Annotated in this window: 20 protein-coding genes; 3 read left to right on the top strand and 17 right to left on the bottom strand. The window is 36.9% G+C overall.

All coding sequences use genetic code 11. The features are described from left to right. The first annotated feature begins 23 nt into the window (after positions 1-23). Positions 24-350 (top strand): 2Fe-2S iron-sulfur cluster-binding family protein, encoded by a 327-nt coding sequence (locus HW347_RS15190; protein WP_214612606.1) that lies wholly within the window; start codon positions 24-26, stop codon positions 348-350. A gap of 4 nt (positions 351-354) precedes the next feature. Here HW347_RS15190 and HW347_RS15195 read toward each other — a convergent pair whose 3' ends face one another. From HW347_RS15195 to HW347_RS15235, 9 genes are all read right to left on the bottom strand, one after another. Next, positions 355-1,566 (bottom strand): hypothetical protein, encoded by a 1,212-nt coding sequence (locus HW347_RS15195; protein WP_214612607.1) that lies wholly within the window; start codon positions 1,564-1,566, stop codon positions 355-357. Positions 1,567-1,593: 27 nt separating this feature from the next. Next, positions 1,594-2,376: an ABC transporter permease gene (locus HW347_RS15200; protein WP_214612608.1), complete on the bottom strand. Its 783-nt coding sequence runs from the start codon at positions 2,374-2,376 to the stop codon at positions 1,594-1,596. Then, positions 2,369-3,079, bottom strand: coding sequence for an ABC transporter ATP-binding protein (locus tag HW347_RS15205; RefSeq protein ID WP_155594895.1), 711 nt, complete (start codon positions 3,077-3,079; stop codon positions 2,369-2,371). The genes HW347_RS15200 and HW347_RS15205 overlap by 8 nt, the downstream gene beginning before the upstream one ends. After that, positions 3,076-4,314 carry a nitrous oxide reductase family maturation protein NosD gene (locus HW347_RS15210; RefSeq protein ID WP_214612782.1) on the bottom strand — a complete coding sequence of 413 codons (1,239 nt, stop codon included), beginning with the start codon at positions 4,312-4,314 and terminating at the stop codon, positions 3,076-3,078. The genes HW347_RS15205 and HW347_RS15210 overlap by 4 nt, the downstream gene beginning before the upstream one ends. Positions 4,315-4,464: 150 nt before the next feature. After that, positions 4,465-4,917 (bottom strand): pyridoxamine 5'-phosphate oxidase family protein, encoded by a 453-nt coding sequence (locus tag HW347_RS15215; protein WP_214612609.1) that lies wholly within the window; start codon positions 4,915-4,917, stop codon positions 4,465-4,467. A 13-nt stretch (positions 4,918-4,930) separates the two neighbouring features. Further along, entirely contained in the window at positions 4,931-5,377 is a 447-nt protein-coding gene (locus tag HW347_RS15220) for a nitrous oxide reductase accessory protein NosL (RefSeq protein WP_214612610.1), read from the bottom strand. Beyond that, positions 5,374-6,018, bottom strand: coding sequence for a hypothetical protein (locus HW347_RS15225; protein WP_214612611.1), 645 nt, complete (start codon positions 6,016-6,018; stop codon positions 5,374-5,376). Before HW347_RS15225 ends, HW347_RS15220 begins: the two co-directional genes overlap by 4 nt. A gap of 119 nt (positions 6,019-6,137) precedes the next feature. Beyond that, positions 6,138-8,099 carry a Sec-dependent nitrous-oxide reductase gene (gene nosZ / locus HW347_RS15230; protein WP_214612612.1) on the bottom strand — a complete coding sequence of 654 codons (1,962 nt, stop codon included), beginning with the start codon at positions 8,097-8,099 and terminating at the stop codon, positions 6,138-6,140. 61 nt (positions 8,100-8,160) lie between these two features. Further along, a complete protein-coding gene (locus HW347_RS15235; RefSeq protein ID WP_214612613.1) occupies positions 8,161-8,673 on the bottom strand; it encodes a c-type cytochrome in 513 nt (170 codons plus the stop codon). Between the two features lie 187 nt (positions 8,674-8,860). On the opposite strand from HW347_RS15235, the gene HW347_RS15240 reads away from it, so the two are divergent. After that, positions 8,861-10,252 (top strand): Gfo/Idh/MocA family protein, encoded by a 1,392-nt coding sequence (locus HW347_RS15240; RefSeq protein ID WP_214612614.1) that lies wholly within the window; start codon positions 8,861-8,863, stop codon positions 10,250-10,252. 59 nt (positions 10,253-10,311) lie between these two features. On the opposite strand, the gene HW347_RS15245 is transcribed toward HW347_RS15240, so the two are convergent. The 8 genes from HW347_RS15245 to HW347_RS15280 form a co-directional block, all read right to left on the bottom strand. Beyond that, on the bottom strand, positions 10,312-11,133 hold the full coding sequence (locus HW347_RS15245; RefSeq protein WP_214612615.1) for a universal stress protein: 822 nt from the start codon (positions 11,131-11,133) through the stop codon (positions 10,312-10,314). Positions 11,134-11,165: 32 nt separating this feature from the next. Further along, complete coding sequence (gene hemN / locus HW347_RS15250; protein WP_214612616.1) at positions 11,166-12,527, bottom strand: oxygen-independent coproporphyrinogen III oxidase; 1,362 nt, start codon at positions 12,525-12,527, stop codon at positions 11,166-11,168. 96 nt (positions 12,528-12,623) lie between these two features. After that, positions 12,624-12,833, bottom strand: a complete 210-nt coding sequence (locus tag HW347_RS15255; RefSeq protein WP_214612617.1) for a hypothetical protein — start codon at positions 12,831-12,833, stop codon at positions 12,624-12,626. 10 nt (positions 12,834-12,843) lie between these two features. Beyond that, positions 12,844-13,350, bottom strand: a complete 507-nt coding sequence (locus HW347_RS15260) for a DinB family protein (protein WP_214612618.1) — start codon at positions 13,348-13,350, stop codon at positions 12,844-12,846. Between the two features lie 159 nt (positions 13,351-13,509). Next, a complete protein-coding gene (locus HW347_RS15265) occupies positions 13,510-14,631 on the bottom strand; it encodes a glycerate kinase (RefSeq protein WP_214612619.1) in 1,122 nt (373 codons plus the stop codon). 10 nt (positions 14,632-14,641) lie between these two features. After that, a complete protein-coding gene (locus HW347_RS15270; RefSeq protein ID WP_214612620.1) occupies positions 14,642-16,246 on the bottom strand; it encodes a sodium:solute symporter in 1,605 nt (534 codons plus the stop codon). A gap of 293 nt (positions 16,247-16,539) precedes the next feature. Then, positions 16,540-17,850, bottom strand: coding sequence for an amylo-alpha-1,6-glucosidase (locus HW347_RS15275; RefSeq protein ID WP_214612621.1), 1,311 nt, complete (start codon positions 17,848-17,850; stop codon positions 16,540-16,542). Between the two features lie 94 nt (positions 17,851-17,944). Next, entirely contained in the window at positions 17,945-20,623 is a 2,679-nt protein-coding gene (locus HW347_RS15280) for a TonB-dependent receptor (protein WP_214612622.1), read from the bottom strand. A gap of 196 nt (positions 20,624-20,819) precedes the next feature. Between HW347_RS15280 and HW347_RS15285 the strand changes: the two genes are divergently transcribed. Then, complete coding sequence (locus HW347_RS15285; protein WP_214612623.1) at positions 20,820-21,845, top strand: LacI family DNA-binding transcriptional regulator; 1,026 nt, start codon at positions 20,820-20,822, stop codon at positions 21,843-21,845. Positions 21,846-21,947: the final 102 nt, after the last annotated feature.

Consider the following 21,947-nt stretch of genomic DNA (forward strand, 5'->3'; position numbering starts at 1 on the left):
ATTATAAAACCTGAACTATATCTGTGGAGAACCTAAGCCTTACTTATATTGACGAGTATGGCGAAAAATGCCACGCTAACTTCGTGACCAATGAATACCATAGTCTTATGGAACTACTGTTTGATAAGTATATGGAAGATTGGGGCGATTGTAAAGGCAGAGCCTGGTGTGGGACCTGTCATATAAAAATCCATAGCGAATTCACTTTGGATAAAATGGATATAACAGAAAGGAATACGCTTTCTACTATTCTTAATGCTGATAAAACAAGCCGTTTGGCTTGTCAAATTCCCCTAAATTCAAATTTAAACGGTGTCGTTTTTAGTATACTAAAAGACGATGCCGTTTAAGTTTTTATGACTGAGGCACATTCTTCTCTCTCGATAGTAAAAGACCTAAAAGGGCCAATAGCAGTACCAAACTTGCCACCGCCAAAATAAGATAGTAGGCAGAAAACAATGTGGCTGATTGCCATGCTACGATTGCCTTATAAAAAATTAAGGCTTCCGTGAGTACAAAACCTAGTGTATATAGTAAGAAGGTTTGTTTGCCAAGCTGTAGTAACTTAAAGTAGTCTAGGAACAAGAATAGGCTTATAGTCACCACTCCCAAGAATGTCCAGTGTAAATAACCGATGGTAAAGTCTAAATAGGTCACGGCTAAATTTGCAAAATAAGGTATTGCGCTAAGTGTTTGCAATATCATTTTACTACCCAATAGCACGCCTATTATTTTCAATATATTCTGATGAAACGTTGAAAACAAGCTATTCAATTTAGACTTAACCTCTAATAAGAATATCCATAAAACATAAAACGCATACAACTGCAAAACGGCCCCTACTCCACCAAATATATAGTAAACTATAGATGGATGCGAAAACAACGTAGACAGAAAAAAAGAAAGGACAATACCAAGGTTCAATCCCCAAAAGAACCTTTTAAAATTCCTTTGTGGTAGGACAATCTGTTGTTTCTCCAAAATATATAGAAATACAGCTACGAGCGCCATTATCATCCATCCGTTATAAAGGAAATGGAGATAGAAATAAATAGCCAAACGATACCAAATGGAGTCTCCGCCAAGGGTATTCATTATTCCTCCTAATGCCCAAGGACCAACACTTGAAATCAGCAAATACAAAATAGCAGCTTTTGCACACTGTAATGATTGAGTCTTCTTGTATGCAACAGGAACGTTCTTAAAAAAGAACCAAGAAAACCAATAAGATGCCAACAAGAACAGGGTAGAAAAGACAATTGAAAACACAGCATACCCTTGAAACGGAAAAGTCAACAACATACCAATTAAAGTGAGCTGGGTAAACCAAAATATTCTACTGTATTTCTCACCAACTGCTGACTTGCTTAAGTAAAGTTTATACAGTAAGCTAGTGAGCGCTAAATATACCCAGCCCAATAACGCTATATGTGAATGGGCATGAACAATATACTTGTAGGTTATAGGAATATCAAGTACTCTAAAAAACCGTAGTACACACCCTAAAAGAGCCGCCAAGACAAAATACACTAAAGCTATTTTAGTATGCTTTTTAAGATTTATCATTTGTCTTGCCATATCATTGGCCCTAAATTAAAAATCTTTTTTCTTGGATACGTATACCAATCGCCAAATAGGTAGAACAGTCCATAAAATAAGCATCAACATAGAAACAAAAAGACCTTGATCCGTTCCAAAGAACTTTTTGAATACAGCACCAGTATAACCCAAAAGAGCAGAAATATCCAATTTTAAAAGAATTAAGGTCCGTGACAAATCTATAGGATTAAACATGGTAGCGCTAAGGGAAAAAGCATCTAAAGGATACTCCTTAAAAATAATTAGAGACATCAGAAACAACCCATCATAAATAACTGCCATAAACAACCACAACAATACGGCATACCCAAAACCTTTAATCTTGTTTTCGTTAGACAGGGCTATATTAAAAGCCAATACGGTAAAAATTAAAGTTAGAAAAGCACCTGTAACCAGGAGTAATGAAAAGTCAAAAATAGCATCACTTTTGAATAGACCATAGAGCACAAAAGGAATTCCAAGACCTAACACTAAGCTTAATGTTAAAGAACCCGCTACACCCAAATATTGACCTAAGAAAATAGAGGACCGTTTAATGGGTTGCGCCAGTAGCAGTTCCGTAAACTCTTTTGAGTTGTAGAAATACATTATTCCAAAAATAGTACTGATCAACGGCACAAGAATAATTATAACATTCATAAGGGTTATAATGGCCTTTGAAACATCATTGTTCAAAAACAACAATACAAAACCTAACAAGAGGTAAAATAGAAAGTATACGTAGCTCCAGCGGCTACGGATTAGGTCGTAAAAACTATATTTTAGTATCTTAAGCATGAGTGGGTGCTGTTGCTATGGCCGCTATGGCGTGTTCTAAATCCGTTTGTCCTGTCTTAGTTTTCAGTTCTCCTATACTACCTTTAAAGTAAATATTACCTTCTAACAAGTAGACGATTACATCAGAAATTTCTGCAACAAACTGCATAATATGAGATGTGATCAACACCGTTTTCTTTAGGTCTCTTTGTTCTCTGATAAGATTTTTTAAATGAATTAAAGATGCTGGATCAAGACCTGTTGTTGGTTCATCTAGAATTAACAAAGGACTATCGAACATAAACGCCAAAACAATGTTTACCTTTTGTTTGGTGCCTCCTGAAAGGGTTGAAAGTTTCTTATCTAAAAAAGGTTCTAGTTTAAAAAGCTCAATCAATCTTTCTTCATCACTTGGGCTTTGCCTAAGATCCTTTATCATCCGGATAAGCTCGTAAACTTTTAAGTTTCCGGGGAAATTAGCTATCTGAGGTAGGTAGTCTATTTCTTTACGGTACTTCCAATTCTTTTTAATGGGTTCTCCCATCACAGAAATGCTTCCCTTATCCGGCACGACCATACCCAAAATACTCTTGATCAAAGTAGTTTTTCCCGAACCATTAGGTCCTAAGATGGCAAAAACGCCACCTTTCTCTATGGTAAGGTTTAAGCCCGAAAGTACTTCGTTCTTTCCAAATTTCTTCTGTAAACCTTCTATCTGAATCATTGTACTTTGGTCATTAGGGGATTAATATCCAATAAATTGTCTGGTGTAAATACGGGAGAAACTTTTTCGGAAAAATCAATGATATCCATAAAAAGACTTCGCAATAAAACAATAGCCTCCGGTGTTTTGTTTACGATATAAGAAAACAATTTTACGGGGCGGTACGGCACATCGCCAATACCGTTCTTATCTAAATCGTAACCAGTATAACCACTCCAGTAATTACCATCAAACACATTATCGTTCAGCTTACTGTCATACGATATATCAAAACTGTTGTAAAGGAAATTATTACCCGTAAAAGCATTGGCGTAACAGGCTCCAAGAACTTTAATTCCCCACCCATTATTTATAAAATTGTTTCCTTTATAATTAATTCGGTTAGACCCTTCTATGTTAATGCCAATTGTATTTTCCTCAAAGGTATTGTTACTTATTTCTGCATCATTAATTTCTTTCAACAATACACCAAAAGAAGCTGTTCCCCAGTTTTTCCTAAAGGTATTGCCCTTCATTATAATTCCTTTGGAAAACATAACTGCAACTCCGGCTCCGTTATTTTCAAAAAGATTATTGGTGTAAACGTCATCATCAGAAAACATAAAATGTAAACCATATCTTAAGTTATTTGTGCTTTTGTTATTGTCTATTGTAATGTTATCCGAGAACTCCAAATAAATACCATCTCTTGCGCCTTGAACAATATTATTACTTACCTCAACATGGTGTGAATACCAAAGTTGGATTCCATTTCCGGAATTATACTCGTCCTTGGCATCGCCTATAATCTTATTGTGATAGACTTTTCCATAATTCGATTTTTCTAGATAAATCCCGAAAAACAATTTTTCTAAAACTACATTCTGAATTAGAAAATTTTCGCTTTTTACTACTCTAATGGCAGCATAATCTGTGGTATAGCTAGTGCCCACATTAATGATGAAAAAACCATCTATTGTTACACCATCCGATACGATCCGCATGATTTCACCTTTCTTTTCTCCATCTATTATTGGGTAACCTTCCCCAATTAAGGTTAGTGGTTTATCAACAAGAATATTGAATTCCTTATAGGTGCCCTTTTTAACTATTAGGGTGTCAAAATCTATGGCTCGGTCAATTCCCTCAGAAATAGATTTTATTTCGCAACTCTCACAGATAACTATAGGTTTGGCCCATAGGTGCGCGGTAACAAAAAGTAAAAAAGTAAAATTTAATAAACTTTGGTATCGCATCATCTTAATATGAGAAATTTAGAATTCTCGTTTGTTCTTTTCCTAGATCAGTTTTTCCATAACAAGACCACCAAGGATTACTCTTGGATAAATGCAGCTGGTCTTACACTGCTTTTCAATACTTTTCTTTGATTTAAAATCCTAGGTTGTTTACTCTCTATATTTACCTACGATATCAGAAATGTGAATACGATAAACAATTGGACTTGCTTCCTTTTCCATTTTACTGGAAAAATCTCTTATAAATTCAAGTTTCTCCCCTTTCGTTCTAAAAATGGTCTCCTTAACTCCTTCTGTAAAGGTACGTAGGCATTTTTTTGCCGTACTACCCTTTAGTTCTTCAAAAGTGCCATTAACCAATACAGAACGCCATGTAAACATAGAGGCAACGTCCTCTACTTGTAAGGATACATGCCCGTATGTTCTCATAGATACTATTTTATGACCTGGAGCAGAATAACTAATTATGCTTTTATTCTCCTCATCAAAGAAGTATGTTACTGGTACAATAAATGGGCTTCTACCCCCTATATACGCCAAATGACCCACATAATTATCACTTAAAAGCGACATACATTCTGAAATTTCCAAGTCTTTTACCATAGTTTCCAAAGATTTAAAAAGGATTATCTTTTTCGAATTTTTCCTCTAATTCGGTCCACGTATACAATGTTCCAGAATTACTCACCTGCGCTCTATTTGCTTCATCTTCATTTGCAAAAGCAGTTAAAAACGCACCCATTGGACTAGGAATATTCTCGCTGATCAAATAAGTTGCTGTTGTTGCATCAACAAAAACCCCTGGATCAGTATAATTATTTACACGATACATTGCAACCGTTTCCGGTTCTACATCACGCAGGTAATTTATCATACATTCAGTTGCATCAAAAGCATAACTTCTCCCTTTTTTAGTCATAAACTGTGCAGCATGTTGCTTATCTACAATGGTCATACTACAAAAATGGCATCCTTCCGAACCATATTCTATGGGTTTTGGCTCACGGTTACATGAAGACAATACCAGAATACATATTACTCCAAAAATTGTTAGACTCTTCATGATGTAGCTAATTTATGAGTTTGATGAGATGAGTGAGAACCGGTACTTTTCCAGCCTACTATAAAAGCAACTACTGTAAGTGCCATTCCAACGAACATTAACCATGCACCCGTAGCCGGTATTGAACTTACATCAAAATTCAATAATTTTTTATAACCAAAAAGTGGTGGTTTATAGGTCATTGGTGTCCCATCTTCATTAATCACCTTAATTATGGCATGTGGATCTAGGTTAGAACCGTAGTCCGTTAACCAGAGATTAAAATCATACATACCCATGATACCTAAGATAGACATTAGTAAGAACCAACCCAAAAAATATCGGTAATCAATTTTACCTATATACCCTAAAATACCTAATAGCACTCCTAAAAGTACCATACCAATGATTACGATAGGAAAAACATTAAACTCCCACATCTCATCAGCTTTAGGAATGGTCTTCATACCTATGTAGTGGTTAAGACCGTCTATATTTTGTAAATCGAATTCAGAAACGCCTTGTATGCCCGTAATATGAATATTCATACCCAACGGATCTGGGTATTGCGGAGCTCCTAACATTATATTCCAAAGCGGAAATGCAAACAACCCTAATAAACATAAAGAACCGACTATCATTATTATACTTGCCCTTTTCATCTTACATCATCTTAAAAAATTAAATCCATCAATCATCTTGGCTTTCAAATAAAAAAGCAGGTCGGTCTTGGTACGCGACCTGCTTTTTGTTTGAATAATTAAACTACTTTCCGCTGAACTTACTCACCCAAAGACCAAGAAAGGTCAATATTGGATTTAGCAGGCGAAACTCTTATGTAACCTTGCATCTCTTGGTGCAAAGCAGAACAGAAATCTGTACAGTAAAATGGCCATACACCTTCTTTTTTAGGCTCCCAAACCGATGTTTTGGTTTGTCCTGGCATTATTAGTAAACCAGAATTCTTTTGTCCGATCATCATAAAGCCATGCGGTACATCAAAATCTTGTTCATGGTTTGTAATATGGAAGTACACCTTATCACCAACTTTAACACCCTCTATATTATCTGGAGTAAAGTGACTACGTATCATTGCCATATAGACATGTACTTCATTACCATCACGAACTACTCTTGCATCTGAAACATTTTTTGTTGCAAATGGATGTTCGTTTTCTGCCAGTTTATAAATTTTCTGCGATTTAGGTGCTAGTATAGATGCTGGAATAGCTGCTGCGTAATGTGGCTCACCATGTGTTGGGAAATCATAAATAAGCTCCATTTTATCTCCAGAAATATCATATAACTGTGCAGAGTGTTCTAACTCAGGACCAGTTGGCAGGTATCTATCTTTGGTAATCTTGTTCATGGATACCAGATATTTACCAAAAGGTTTTCTAGAGTTTCCACCAGGAATCATACAGTGGCCAACAGAATAAAAAGTTGGTTTTCTATCAATAACCTCCCATGTACCTACTTTCCATTTAACAACTTCCGAAGAAATAAAGAACGTGGTATACGCATTACCCTTACCATCAAACTCGGTATGCAATGGACCTAATCCTCCACTTTTTACTTGACCAGCCAACACGTCTTCGAATTTTAGAATAGGAAGACCATAAGCTTCACCATCATACTTTTTACCGTCAATTGCTGCAATCATTTTATCAAACGAGAATACCGTAAGATCTGCAGAAAGCTTTCCGTTTCCAACAATATAATCTCCTGTTGGATTTACATCTACCCCGTGTGGAGATTTTGGTGTTGGCATAAAGAATACAGCACCAGGTACTTTTGTAGGATCTACAGTAAGTACTTCTTTTTTCATGGTTGAAGTAGCACTATGTGTCTCATCGCTATACACGTTATGTGTATAATTTGCAGGTACCATTGTACCTCCTCCATTTTCTACATACTCTTCAATTTTCTTCCAGTTTACAGCTGCAATAAAATCTTTATCATTTTGAGAAGCGTTAACCTCTAGAAGCGAATTAGCTTCCTCTGTGTTATACGTAGTAAAGAAAAACCATCCGTGAGATTTACCTCTACCAGGGTGTGATAAATCATAATTAAAACCAGGCATGATCAACTGGAATTTTATATCCATTCTACCAGTTTCAGGTTCTACACTTATAAAAGACAAGGCACCTTTAAAGTTTCCTTTGTAGTCTTTTATAGGCATATCTCTCTGTGGAATTGGAACTGAAAAACGAGTTCCTGCCACTACGTACTCTGAATTCTCTGTGATGTATGATGAACTGTGATTACCTGCACTATTTGGAACTTCTATAATCTCAGCAGTTTCAAATGTTTTTAGGTCAATTCTTGCTATACGTGGTGTGTTGTTACCATTTATGAATAGCCATCTACCATCTAATTCTCCATTAGTCTGAGAAATATCTGGGTGGTGAGAATCATCTGCAGGCACAAAACCAAAAGAAGTTTCTAACATAGGTTTTGTTTCTTCTGAATACCCATATCCATTAGTTGGGAATTGAGAAAAAACAGGAATCTCTTTGAACATACGTCCTGAAGGAAGACCATAAACGGCTACGTTACCGCTATATCCACCAGACATAAAGGCGTAAAATTCATCGTGCTCGCCAGGAGCTACATATACTTTCTCTGCATTATTGGAAGCAAGCGCTCCATTTGATGAATCGTTGCCGTTTTGATTACCGCAACCTGAAAGAAACAGGACCGATCCTAGAACTGCTACTAGGTATAATGAATACTTTTTCATTTGTATTGTATTTGTGGTTATTTTATTAAAGCCCCCAAGGGCTTTAAATCTTATTTATATACTATTCTAATGTTCTAAAATATTCGAGTATACTACGAGCTTGATCTTCGTTCAACCCTTGGTTAGCCATTGGAGCACCATTAAATTCTGCCATAAGCTCTTTTGCCAAAGCATCTTCTTTAACCATAACTTCAGGATTAAGAATCATGTTCATTACCCATTCTGGGCTACGTCTTTTTAAAACACCCGTTGGAGCTGGGCCAATGAATTTTTTATCCACTCTGTGGCAAGCCATACACATTTGGCTGTATACCTCTTCACCTTTTTTTGCCAAAGCTTGATCAATGTCTGGGGACAAAGTCACCGATTTTATTGGGCCTACTCCTTTATTTTCTAGGTCCACACGTTCAGATGGTGAAACTGTACTAGTAGCTGCAACTGCTTCTACTGGTTTCTCAGTTTTAGTTTTTTCACGATCTACGCTAAATCCTTCTTTCTTTTTTTCTTCTTTACCCCCACAGGCCATAAGTAAGAGTGAAAAAAATATCACGGTACTTCTTATTACAATCTTCATTTTAAGTAGTTTATAGATTAATTTATTGAGCAAATGTATGGGGAATGAATAATCAAAAACATGATATATATCAGTAAATGACATAAAAAGGATAAAAATGTCCTTTATTTTTATTTTTTAACTGAAACAGGGTTTACCAGAAAATTGTAAATTCATGAGTTGACCGAACAAAACCCTAATTTATTACATGAAACAAGACAACTCACGAAGGTATTTTCTTAAAAAAGCTGCTCTAGGTTCCGCGGCAGTAACTTCCGCCCCCTTTATTTTATCCGCATCAAAAAATGAAAGCATTCTTATGCAACGGGAATACGAAACCAACGTATTCTCTTCTAATGACCATATAAATCTGGCGCTTATTGGAACAGGTATTCAAGGTATTTTTGACACCCAAGCCGCACTAACCGTTTCAGGCATACAATTAGTTGCCGCCTGTGATCTTTATACAGGTAGATTGGAAAGGGCAAAAGAACTATGGGGCGATGCTATTTTCACTACTCGTGATTATAGAGAAATTCTAAATAGAAAAGATATTGATGCCGTTATCATTGCTACTCCCGATCATTGGCACAAGAAAATAGTTATAGATGCCCTTAAGGCCTGCAAGCATGTATATTGTGAAAAACCTATGGTACAACAATGGGAAGATGGCCAAGCCATTATTTCTGCGCAAAAAGCTTCCGGGAAAATATGCCAAGTAGGTAGCCAGGGCATGTCGTCATTAGGAAACGAAAAAGCCAAACAATTATATTTAGATGGTGCCATTGGAGATATTGTAATGCTAGATTTCTATAACGATCGTTACTCCGCAGAAGGTGCTTGGCAGTATCCCATTCCACCCGACGCAAGTAACGAAACGGTTGATTTTGATACTTTTTTAGGCAAAGCTCCTAAGGTTCCTTTTGAGTCCGAACGATTTTTTAGATGGAGAAATTATAGAGATTATGGTACCGGTGTTGCCGGAGACCTTTTTGTTCATGCCTTTTCTACGCTAAACCATGTGATTGATTCCCATGGACCAAACAGAGCTATGGCTACCGGTGGACTACGCTATTGGAAAGATGGCAGAGATGTCCCCGATGTTAGCATTACTCTTTACGACTATCCTAAAACAGAAACCCACGCAGCATTTAACGCTGCTTTTCGTATAAATTTCATTGCCGGAAGTGGCGGTGGTAGTGGCTTTAAATTAGTGGGTACCGAAGGTGAAATGGAAATTGGACAAAATTCTGTTTCCCTTACACGTTCAAAACTTAGCTTGGTGCCCAGTGGTTATTCTATGATTTCCTTTCCTGAAGCCATGCAAGAAAAGATAAAAGAAGGGTATGTCCAGCAAAATCTGGAAACCCGGGCATCTGCTTTAAAAACAGGAACTAGTAAATGGGAAGCACCAAAAGATTATAAAGGCGGGCATCATGACCATTTTTACAATTTCTTTACGGCCATACGCGAGAACGGAAAAGTAATTCAGGACCCAACATTTGGACTTAGAGCAGCAGGAGCGGCCCTATTGGCCAATGAAAGCTACTATAAAAAAGAGCCTGTAAATTGGAATCCTACAGAAATGAAAATGATTTAACAAAAAAGGGCGGCCCGTGTAAAACGTTCCGCCCTTATAGTTGCGTAGTTTAAGTGCATCTATATTTTAAAGGTCACCACCGGTATTTTAGAGTGATTAACCACATCTTCGCCAATACTTCCCATAAAAAAATGAGATAAGCCTTTACGACCATGGGTAGAGATACCAATGGCATCGGCACTGTTATTTTCACTATAGTTTAGAACACCTCGTTCTACGCTATAATCATTATATATTTCAACTTGCAAAGCTTCATTTACTTTACCAATAAAATTATTTATACGTGTATATATATCACCTGAACTTAAGAAATCATCACCTGGTGTGTTGATGTAAACCAAATCCAAATTAGCCTTTAACATCTCTGCAAATGCTTTTGCTTTTTGAAAGGCAGCAGTACTTTCTTCCCTAAAATCGGATGCAAATACAAAACGGTCAATTTTAAAATCAGGTATTTCATTTTTGATGACCAATACAGGAATCTCTGCATTACGTACTACTTTCTCGGCATTAGAACCAATAAAGATTTCCTCAAGACCATCAGACCCATGAGAACCCATTACTATTAGCTCCGCATTATGCTCGGCAGCAATTTCATTCACCTCGCTAAACACCTTGTAATGCTTAATAATAGGTGTAACCTTAATCCCTTTTAAGTAAGGTTTTTGCAAAAATTCATTAAATCTCTTCTCTGCTAGCTTAATTAAAAAAACAGTTTGTTCAGGATGAAAACCTTCTGAAGAAGTTATCATAGCTTGATTAAGTTCTAACATATGCAATGCCAGTATTTCCGAACCATGCTTTTCAGCTAAGGATACAGCAACTTTAAGGGCATTTTCAGATTGTTCAGAGAAATCTAGAGGTACTATAATTTTTTTCATAATATTTCTATTTTATAAGATTAGGGGATATATTAAACTGTCATTGAAAATAGTCTTTTTTCTGGTTCTTTCTTGTGTAAAAGCACATCAAATGCCATACAAATATTCCGAATGAACGGACGGCCTTTTTCGGTCACCTCTACGCCATCATCTGTCATAACAAGCAAACTATCTTGTTCCATTTCCCGTAACCTATCTTTTACATCTTCGGTGCTTTCAAAACGAAGATTTTCAGTGGCCCAAGAAGTTTTAAAACCGCACATTAAATTTAAGATGTGCTTTCTTATTGCTCGGTCTTCATTGGTTAAGATATGACCTCTATAAACAGGAATAACGTTGTTTTCTACCAAATGTTGGTATTCCTCAATACCTTTTACATTTTGGGCAAAACCATACCAGCTATCGCTTATACTAGATGCACCCAAACCAATCATAGCTTGCGTTTTTGATGCGGTATACCCCATAAAGTTACGGTGCAAACTACCTGTCTCCATAGATTCGTAAAGCGAATCTGTTGAAAGGGCAAAATGGTCCATACCAATTTCATGATAGCCTACTTCTGCCAATAATGCCTTACCGGTTTCGTATTGTTGTCTTTTTTCATCTGCAGTAGGTAAATCTGCATCCTTATAACCTCTTTGACCATTTCCTTTTAACCATGGCACATGGGCATAACTGTAAAACGCCAATCTATCTGGTCGCAACTCTTTAGTTCGCAAAATAGTTTCGCGAACATGCTCTTCTTTTTGAAAAGGAAGACCAAAAATAATATCGTGACCTATTGATGTGTAGCCAATTTCCCTTGCCCATTCCGTTACGTTTTTGACGTTCGCAAAAGGTTGTATACGGTGTATGGCCTGCTGTACTTTTACATTATAATCTTGCACACCAAAACTAACGCGTCTAAAACCTACATCGTATAAAGCTTGCAAATGTTCTTTAGTAGTATTATTGGGGTGACCTTCAAAGCTAAATTCATAATCTTCCGCTCTTTTTGCCATGCTAAAAATACCTTTAATCAGGTTTTCTAGATTTTGAGGCGTAAAAAAAGTTGGCGTACCACCACCTAGATGTAGCTCTTTTATAATTGGACGTTCAGAGAATAAATCGCAATACAGTTTCCATTCTTTTAATACAGATCGTATGTACGGTTCTTCTACTTCGTGCCTTTGAGTAATACGTTTATGACAACCACAAAACGTACACATACTCTCGCAGAAAGGTAGATGTATATAGAGGCTTATGCCTTCTGTTGCATTGCTCTCATCAAAACTTTGAACTAAGCTAGATTGCCATTTTTTACTAGAAAAAGTGTCCATATTCCAATAAGGAACAGTAGGGTAACTAGTATACCTTGGGCCTGCAACATTATATTTCTGAATTAAACTGCACATAGATCGTATCTTGATTTGATACAAATCTAGCCTTGTTCAGCTTTTTAAAACATGATAATTGTCAGGTATGGATAATTAACGTATTCATTCAACAGCTTAAAGCTCTTCGCAGACGAAGCCTTGTTTTTCCAAAAGTGAAGTTACAATAGAAGAACATTTACGGGTTTCAACCCGGAGGATTTTATCGCAATCCTCCAAGTCAAAATTCCATTTTCCTTCTGGCTCTACTACCCCGTTCAATAGCGGTTTCAATCTTTTTATATGTTTACTTTTTAAGACCGATGTTTTAAAAACCAATACTACCATCTTCTGTAGATTAAAGTTCGTTCCTTTCCCAAAACATAGGCGGCTCAATGCCTAACGAACGTAAATACACGTATCCTTGGCCTCTATGATGTATTTCATTATCAATAAAATAAAGAATAGCAGATTGAACCGTGCCTTCATATTGGCCAAAAAGCTTGATGATTTCATGGAATTTATCAACCCCTATTTTAGTCCAATTGGCATAGATTTTTTCAGTGGTTTCGTCCCAAAGCTCCAATACTTTGCTTTTACTGTTTCCATGATAAACCTCTTCCGTAAAGGCAGCCTGCTGACCTGTAACTATTTCTTGAATCCCAGGCCCAGCTATACTCAATAGTTCATCTACCATTTTTGAAAAGGGCCGCATACCACCAATGGAATATTCAAAGAAATCTTTCTCCGGAAATGCTTCAATTACCTTTCTGGTTAAAGTTCTATGCCCTTGCCAATGGGCCAATAGTTCGGCAGGAAGAATTACTTGGGCTACTTGTTCGTTAGGAGAAATTGCTGTGCTCATAATTTACATTTTTTAGGTTCGTACTATTTATAGGAACAAATGTAAAAGTGACTAGTGACAGCAGTTTGTCAGTAGTGAAATTATAAAGTGATATTTTTTTATTCGACTAACTAAAAATCCTTATTACAAGTTGATTTTAAGACGATTATAATAAAGCTATTATATCAACTTGGCAAAATTATAACTGGCATTTACCAAATTGGTATAGCTAGAAGCCATAGCTTCTGGCAGAGTAGAGATTCCCTTTACGATTGAATTCACATAATCCAAACCAAAATTTTCTTGCTGTTCAATGGATATAGAAACCGAACCACATAAGGCTGCTACAGGTATTTTATGCTTCTGAGCAGAAGTAACTACCCCATTTATAGTTTTCCCAGAAAGTGTTTGTTCATCTAACTGACCTTCGCCAGTAATAATCCAATCGGCATCTGCAATTGCCTCATCAAAATGAGCCAGTTCTTTTACCAAATCTATACCGGAAGTCAGCTCTCCCCTTAAAAATATGATGGCTCCACCACCTATTCCACCAGCGGCACCAGCACCTTTTATTTTCTGAAGATTTATATCATAGGTATCCAAAGCTACTTTAGCAAAATTCTTCAGCCCTTTATCCAAAATTTCAATCTCCTCTGTGGAGGCTCCTTTTTGCGCACCATATATCTTGGCAGCACCATTTTCGCCATAGAACGGATTGGAAACATCACAAGCTATTTTAAACTTTGCATTGGCCAACAACGGATGAACTTCTGAAGCATCTATACTTTTAACTTTATCTAAGCTGCTTCCTATTGGCTCCAAATCTTTACTGAAATCACCTTTAAATCGGTATCCCAAGGCATTGGCCATACCCATACCACCATCATTCGTTGCGCTTCCTCCTATGCCCAGAATAATCTCTTGAGCACCTCTTTCAAGAGCATCAGCAATAAGTTCACCTGTGCCAAAGGTGGTGGTGTTCATGCAGTTCCTATCTGCATCATCTAATAATTTAAGTCCCGATGCCTCAGCCATTTCTATATAGGCAATATGAGTTTCAGTGGCATATAAGTATGAAGCGCTTATTGGCCTGAACAACGGATCGTTTACGGTAATGGTAATTTTATCGCCATGTATGTAATGTTTGACCACATCTATAGTTCCGTCGCCGCCATCCGCTAAAGGCATCTTTACGATTTTGGCTTCGTTAAAAACATGCTTTAGGCCTTCCTCTACAGCATCGCAGAACTCAAATCCAGAGAGGGAACCTTTAAATTTATCTGGAGCGATTACAATTTTCATAGCGCTTATTTTAGTTCAAAATATTAGGCAAAGAAATACTAAATAATACTATAGCAACAAAATAGGCCAGTAAGATAGCAACCTCTTTTTTACCTGAATAATATACAACCTCTAGACCCTCATTAACTTCTCTTTTTACAGTATAACTAACCGCAAGAGCTACCACAATAGTAACTACACAACCCAACGCGTTCCACCAGAACCAAAAGATTTGCGGTACATATAACCAAAGGTAAATATTAAACAATACCCCAACTACGATTCCAATATTGGCACCAAGCGCATGTGTTCTCTTAGTAAGAATTGCCAGAATAAAGGCAGCCAAAATTGGGCCGTAGAAAACAGAGCTTATTTTATTGATAACCTCTATAACCGTACCTTCTATATTTCCAGCAAAAAAAGCAAAGAATAAACATACAAGACCCCAAAAGATAGATAACAGTTTTGAGTACGTCATGTACTTTTTATCCGGCATATTAGGATGAAACCGCTTTACAAAGTCCTCCATAGTAACTGCTGAAAGTGAATTAACCGTAGAACTTAATGTGGACATAGCTGCAGACATAATTGCAACAATCAATATACCAATAACGCCATTTGGCAAGTATTTGATAATGAAGACAGGCACCATTAAATCAGCCTTTTTTCCCTCTAAAGAAGAAATATTGGCTTGATAAACTAAGTCCATCTGCTCTTGAAAACTAGCATCTTGAACTAGAAGCGTACCCAAAACAAGTCCCATAATACAATAGGTTAAGGTAAAGGGGAACCTAAGTAGGCCGTTGGCCATCATTAATTTTTTAAGATTGGGCATGCTACTAGAAGATAGCAACCGTTGTGACTGCGTCTGGTCTGTTCCGTAGTAAGAAGCATATAGAAAAAAGCCCCCTATAACCATTGGCCAAAAACCAAATTCATCATTACCATCTGCATTATTAAAACCCCATTTACTGAAATCTACAGCGGTAATCCTGTCTCTGTCTACATGAGTAAGAAAATTGTCTATACCGCCTAATTCACTAAAACCGTAAAAAAGACAAATGATAATACCGATAAAGAGAATACTCATCTGAATTACATCGCCCCAAATAACGGCTTTCATTCCTCCTTGGTAGGAATAAACCATGGTTATAAGGCCGATAATCAAAATGGATATCCAAAAATCCATCTGAATAGTAGCTTGAAGAATCAATGCCATGGTATACACCATTACACCGGTAGCTACCGATCTACTTATCTGAAAAACGAAGCTGATCAGTAATCTAGATGAAGCATCAAAACGTGTTTCTAGATATTCATAAACACTAACAATTCCGGATTTATATAGAGTAGGTAGTACAGCAATTAATAAAAAAGCCATTGCCAAAGGCACACCTAATTCATAGGTAAGCCATTGCATACCTCCACCGGCTTTGAGGCCTACAAAGGCTGGTGCCGAAATAAAACTGATAGCAGAAAGTTGTGTTGCCATTGCCGAAAGGCTCAAAGGCAACCATGACGTTTTTCTGCCTCCCAGAAAATAATCTCCTCCGGTATTGTTGTCTTTGAACAAAAAACCCAATCCCAAGAAACCGACTAGGTAAACGACGATTATGATATAATCTATATAATTCATGAGTAATTTTTCTTTTGGTTTGGTCTCCTATTTTATTCCTTGTTCTATGAACAGAATATGGTATATACCTGCTATGTAATTACCTTAAAAATTAAAATATAGCAGAAATATCTTACACTTCATTAAAGATAGACTCTCCACGGCGGAAATTGAACAACACATTACAATTTACCGCCATTTTGAGTCAAATGAGAACAGAATAGCTCAACAACTAGCAACTAATTAACGTGAACCAAACAAGTTGGCTGCACGAACACTTAGACTTTCTTGTTCTCAAAAAAATTCTTAATACCTTAACTTTTAAGAAGGTCTATTACCAGCGCGGCAGTCCAAGAGAAATTATCGCCACCGTAACCTTTTCTAGCCTCTTCGCCAGTATCTTTTCTACAGTCAAAATATTCAAAAAAGCCATCGCGCTCAACAAGTTCAATTGAATCGTTTTTAACCCGCGCGGCAATTTCCCTATACCCGTACTCTTTCAATCCACGGTATAGCATCCAATTCATATTAATCCAAACGGGACCTCTCCAATATTTTCTAGGATTGAAACGATCATCTGTAGGATCAAACGATGCACATAAATACTTATCATCACCTCCAAAGCGGTCCATCATAGTATTTACTAGTACCTCAGCTCTTTCTTTATTTGGAATACCGGCAAATAAAGGGGAAAATGAAGAAGAAGAAACATGGCGGATAGGCTTATCATTTCGCATATCATAATGAACATACGCACCCAATTCCTTATCCCATAGTTTCTGGTTGAAAGCAGCAATACTTCTTTCTTGATTCTTTCTCAGATATGCTATTTTATCTTCATTGCCACCAAACAATTCGTAAAGCTCCATCAAAGCTTTATTAGATTTAATGAGCATGGCATTAAATAAAGGATCTTGCACTAAGAATGGGGACAACTCCGCTATTTTAGCATCATCGTAGTTATTTTGTTTTGCAATATCTATAATGTATAGATAGTGGTCATACTCTCTTTTTGATGGGCGTTGAGAAGCATCTACATGGGTTGTATCTTTTCGCTCAAAAGTATATTCTGGTGGATTCATTGTATCCCAAATATCATCCCATACAGGAGAATTATCGGTACCTGATTCCCAGTTGTGATAGATGTATACTAAACCTTCATTTTGTGGATCACGGTTTTCGTAAAAATATACATGGTTATCATACACCTTATCTATCTGCCCTTTTATAAAATTGAGCATATCTTCTTTATCATCTACAATGCGTAGCATATCTTGGAGAACAAACCCAGTAACAGGGGGCTGGGTCATTCCTGTAGACTTATATTTTTTTGACGAAAGCGGATGCAAGTCTGACCTGTGAAAATCATGACCTGGAAAATAAGAATCATCATCTGTATGAAAAACAATGTGTGGTATAAAACCATTATCCCATTGCGCATTCAACAAAGTCTCTATTTCTTTTTTTGCGTGATCTATATTGTAATGGGCTAGGCCTACTGCAATAAAACCGCTATCCCATTTCCATTGAAACGGATAAAGTCCTTTACTAGGGATAGTAAAACCGCCTTTTTGAAAATTGGCGTCTAAAACGTTAATTGCCCTATTTATTATATTTTCTTTCATAACGTACATAAGGATAAAACACATTGGCGGTAAGCCACCACCAATGTGTCTTTGATTTAAAAACTAACTAAACTCGCACTAACTCAAACCGTTTTTAGAAATTGAAAGTCGCTGTCAAGAAGAATCTTCTTGGAAGAATAGGACGACCAACAAAGAAGTCAGTTTCGCTTTGTCCGGCAGCACCCGCTCTTGGGTTACCTTCTGTAATACCATCACTATCAAAAAGGTTGAAGATGGAGAAACCTAAACGAACTGTTTGGTTTTCTTCTGGCTTACCAAAAGTATAACCTGCACCCAATCTACCGATTGGAATAGCGTCTAATTCTATATCATTAACATCAGAAGCATATTTCTTACCCGTATAGTTTACACCAAAGTTGGCATCAAACTTACTGTTGTCATAATAAGCTCCAAGAGAACCTAATAAGTTAGGCTGTCTTGCTAATTTATTACCCACATTTGCTTCTGTAGACGTACCATTAACTAAGTCAAAATCTGTGTTTTTAGTAATTTCGTGACCTTGGTATGTTAGGTTTCCACGAAGGTTAAAATTGCTAGCAATTTCATAATCTGCAGTAGCTTCTACACCAATTGTTCTAGTATCTTGCTCAGAACGTGTCTCATCAATTAACTGCCCTCCAACAATAGCTTGTTGTATTTTTATTCTGTCTTTTAAAGCTACATAGTAAGCAGCAACAGAACCAGAGAATTTAGAAGTACCAAATTTAGCACCTGCTTCAAACTGAATGATATTTTCTGGATCGTAAGCGTTTTCAGAAATACCAGCTACCGGAGCAAAACCTCTTATTTGCGGAAAGAAATATCCTTTAGAAAAGTTAGCATACAAGTTTGTTGCATCGGTCAATTCATAAAGACCGGCAAAAGATACTGCCCAACCTGAAGCTTCTATAGAAGATCTGATAAAGCTTCCATCAGCTGTTTGCACATCGCTTAATGCTGTAGTCAACTCAGGATTATCATAAACTGTTGCACTTGTTATTCCACCTTTGGCATTTTCACCATCTGTATGCTCATATCTAAAACCAACATCAAAACGCCATCTGTCAAAAATCATCTCATCCGTTAGGTAAAATGCCAATCTGTTTTGAGATAAAAAGTTATTTGCCGTCTGACCGATACGGTTATACAAACCACCTTCTGAATAAACTACATTACCACCAACTGCATCAGCATAGTTTAAGTTTACCAATCTAGGAGCGTTATTGAATTCCGATAAAACACGGTACTGGTAGTTTACATCTTCTGCTTCTGTACGAGCTATAAATGTACCTAAGGTTACGTTATGACTTCCTCCATTTGAGGCTTCAATTGTTTTAGTCAAAGAGGCTTCCCCAGAATAATCTGTCATTGGTCTCAAACGGTCTACATGAAGGTTATCAATAACCAAATCCGAACCATTTATTTGTGAATTAGGATTACCACTTTGGTAACGTGCCGTGTATCCTTGATTATCAGGAGCAATACTAGCTACGTAGTTATCTAAAGTAATTGGGTTTCCATTGTCTCCATTTCCACCAACGTACAAGGCAAAATTATGCTTATAATTTGCATATTTTACTTTTGATTTGAATCTTAAATCATCTTGAAATCTGTAATCAAAATCAGCTAAAAGATATCCACCAGTTGTAGAAACACCATCAGCAATTGGACTATTATATGTTCCTCCTGGCGTAATGAAAGAAGTGTTAGCCAATTCCCCTGTTAATAATTGCTCTACAGCTTCTCCGTCATTTCCTGCCAAACGCTCTCTACTTCCACCTGATAAAGGTAATGGAAGGTAGAACTGTGCTTTATCATTTATGAATTGACCATGTACCGTAAACGAACCTTTGTCAAATTTCTTTTTAATGTTAGCTCTAAACTGAACCCCTTTTGTTGGCAAACCTGTATCTATAGGCCCACGATCGTGTCTTACAAATCCAGTAAAAGCATAGTAGGTATTAGAATCTTCACCACCCAATTGGCCACCGCTGTAAAAGTCGGTTTTTAACCGTCCCATATTGGCAACTTCCAGGTTTACAATGTTACCAGGATTGGTATCACCCGTTTTACTTGTATAGTTAATGATACCGGCCACAGAACCCGCACCATATAAGATAGCAGAACCACCACGTACAAATTCAACACCTTTAAAACCAATATCTGGTCTGGCATAAACATCATGCGCAGAAGAGTTTAAACCAAATGTGCTCATTAGTGGCATACCATCATACTGTAATGGATTAAACACATACTGACCTCCAGATGGTAAACCTCTAACGAACACGTTAGTTGCGGTTTCACCACCACCACCTTCAGCGGTGATACCAGGTACACTTCTCAAAATATCTGCCTGACTATTGGCCGATAGTTTGGTGATCTCTGCCATTTTTACAGAACTAATAGACAACGGCGCCTGCTTCTGAGACCTGAACGTACTAGAAGCGGTTAAAACCACCTCGTCCAATTGTTGACCACCTTCTTGTAACACAAAATTTACCGTTACATCTGCTCCAGTTAATTCTACTGGCTTATCTAGGGTAGTAAATCCTAAATATGAAGTTCTTAATACTTGACTGCCTTCTAGGTCTGTTGAGAATGTATAGTTACCATCAAAATCTGATGTTGTCCCAGAAGTACTACCTGCTATTATAATATTCGCTCCTGGGATAGGTTCCCCTGCACTGTCCGTAATAGTACCGGAAATTCCAGTCTGGGCAAATGCTCCAGTACCTAGAAGAAGACCGACTACCGCAAAAATTACTTTTTTCATAATTGTAGTTTTTTAAATTGAGTGAACTTGAGTTGTTATTAATTTGTTAATACAGGACCAAAACTATCGGAATATCATATTATTTCGACAAAAAAATTGCAAATTTGTTATGCAAACGTTACCGCAAACGTTTGCAATTCATAATTTTATCCTAAAAAAATTCGCATATCGCTGAAAATCAATACCCTTTTAAATTATGAGCAAGAGACATAACACTACTTTAAAGGAATTGGCCAAAGAACTAAACCTATCAATATCAACAGTTTCTAGAGCGCTTAACGATCATCCAGATATTAATGCAACAACAAAGCAAAATGTTAAGGACTTGGCCCGTAGAATGAATTATTCACCCAATCTGTTTGCCAGAAGCTTCCGGTCTCAGAAAACAAATATTATTGGAGTAGTGGTCCCTAATATTTCTCATTACTTCACTTCCACTATTCTAAAGGGCATTTTAGAAGAAGCCGAAATACAAGGATATCGTATTATTATTTCAGAATCCAACAATAATGAGGCAAAACAAACAGAGATGCTAAACACCATGACACAATTTGGTGTTGATGGTATTCTAATGTCTCTTTCTAGAAGAACAACTAAGGTAGATGATGTTCTCCAAACTTTAAATAGAGTGCCTATAGTACTGTTTGACAAAGTATCCCAAAAAATACCATGTACCCAGATAGTTATTGATGAAGAACAGGCTGCTTTTAACGCCGTGGAGCATCTTATAGAATTAGGCAAAGAGCGTATAGCTATTATTAAAGAAACGGAGAATTCATACAATTCCGAAAAGCGTTATGCGGGCTATCTTCGTGCTTTGGAACACCACGGAATTAAAATTAGGCAAAAGATAATCTTAAGTACAGAAGACATATCGCTTATACACGGTAGGCGCTTGACCAATATTCTTTTGAGTATGAAAAAACGGCCAGATGCCATTTTTGCAATTACAGATAACGCTGCTATTGGTGCCATAAAAGCGCTCAACAAGTTCAAAGTTAAAATACCTGAAGAGATAGCTGTAGTAGGGTTCAGTAATTCGGCAAACTCAAAAATTATTCAACCTGAACTAACTACCGTAGACCAGCCTGGCGACAAAATTGGTCGTACCTCCGTAAAATATCTCATAGAGGAAATTGAAAATCCTTCAAACGATGTCATCACTAAAACGGTTGAAATTAAAACCACGTTAGTGGTCAGAGATTCATCTTTAAGAGCTTAATATTAGAAATATCTATTGACAGGCTGTTGTCACCACTTGCTCTTTTCTTTGTATTTGAAAAAGATACATTAACAGCTAAAAAATGAAATTCCGATATTATTC

The sequence above is a fragment of the Zobellia barbeyronii genome, from assembly GCF_018603515.1.
GTDB lineage: Bacteria > Bacteroidota > Bacteroidia > Flavobacteriales > Flavobacteriaceae > Zobellia > Zobellia barbeyronii.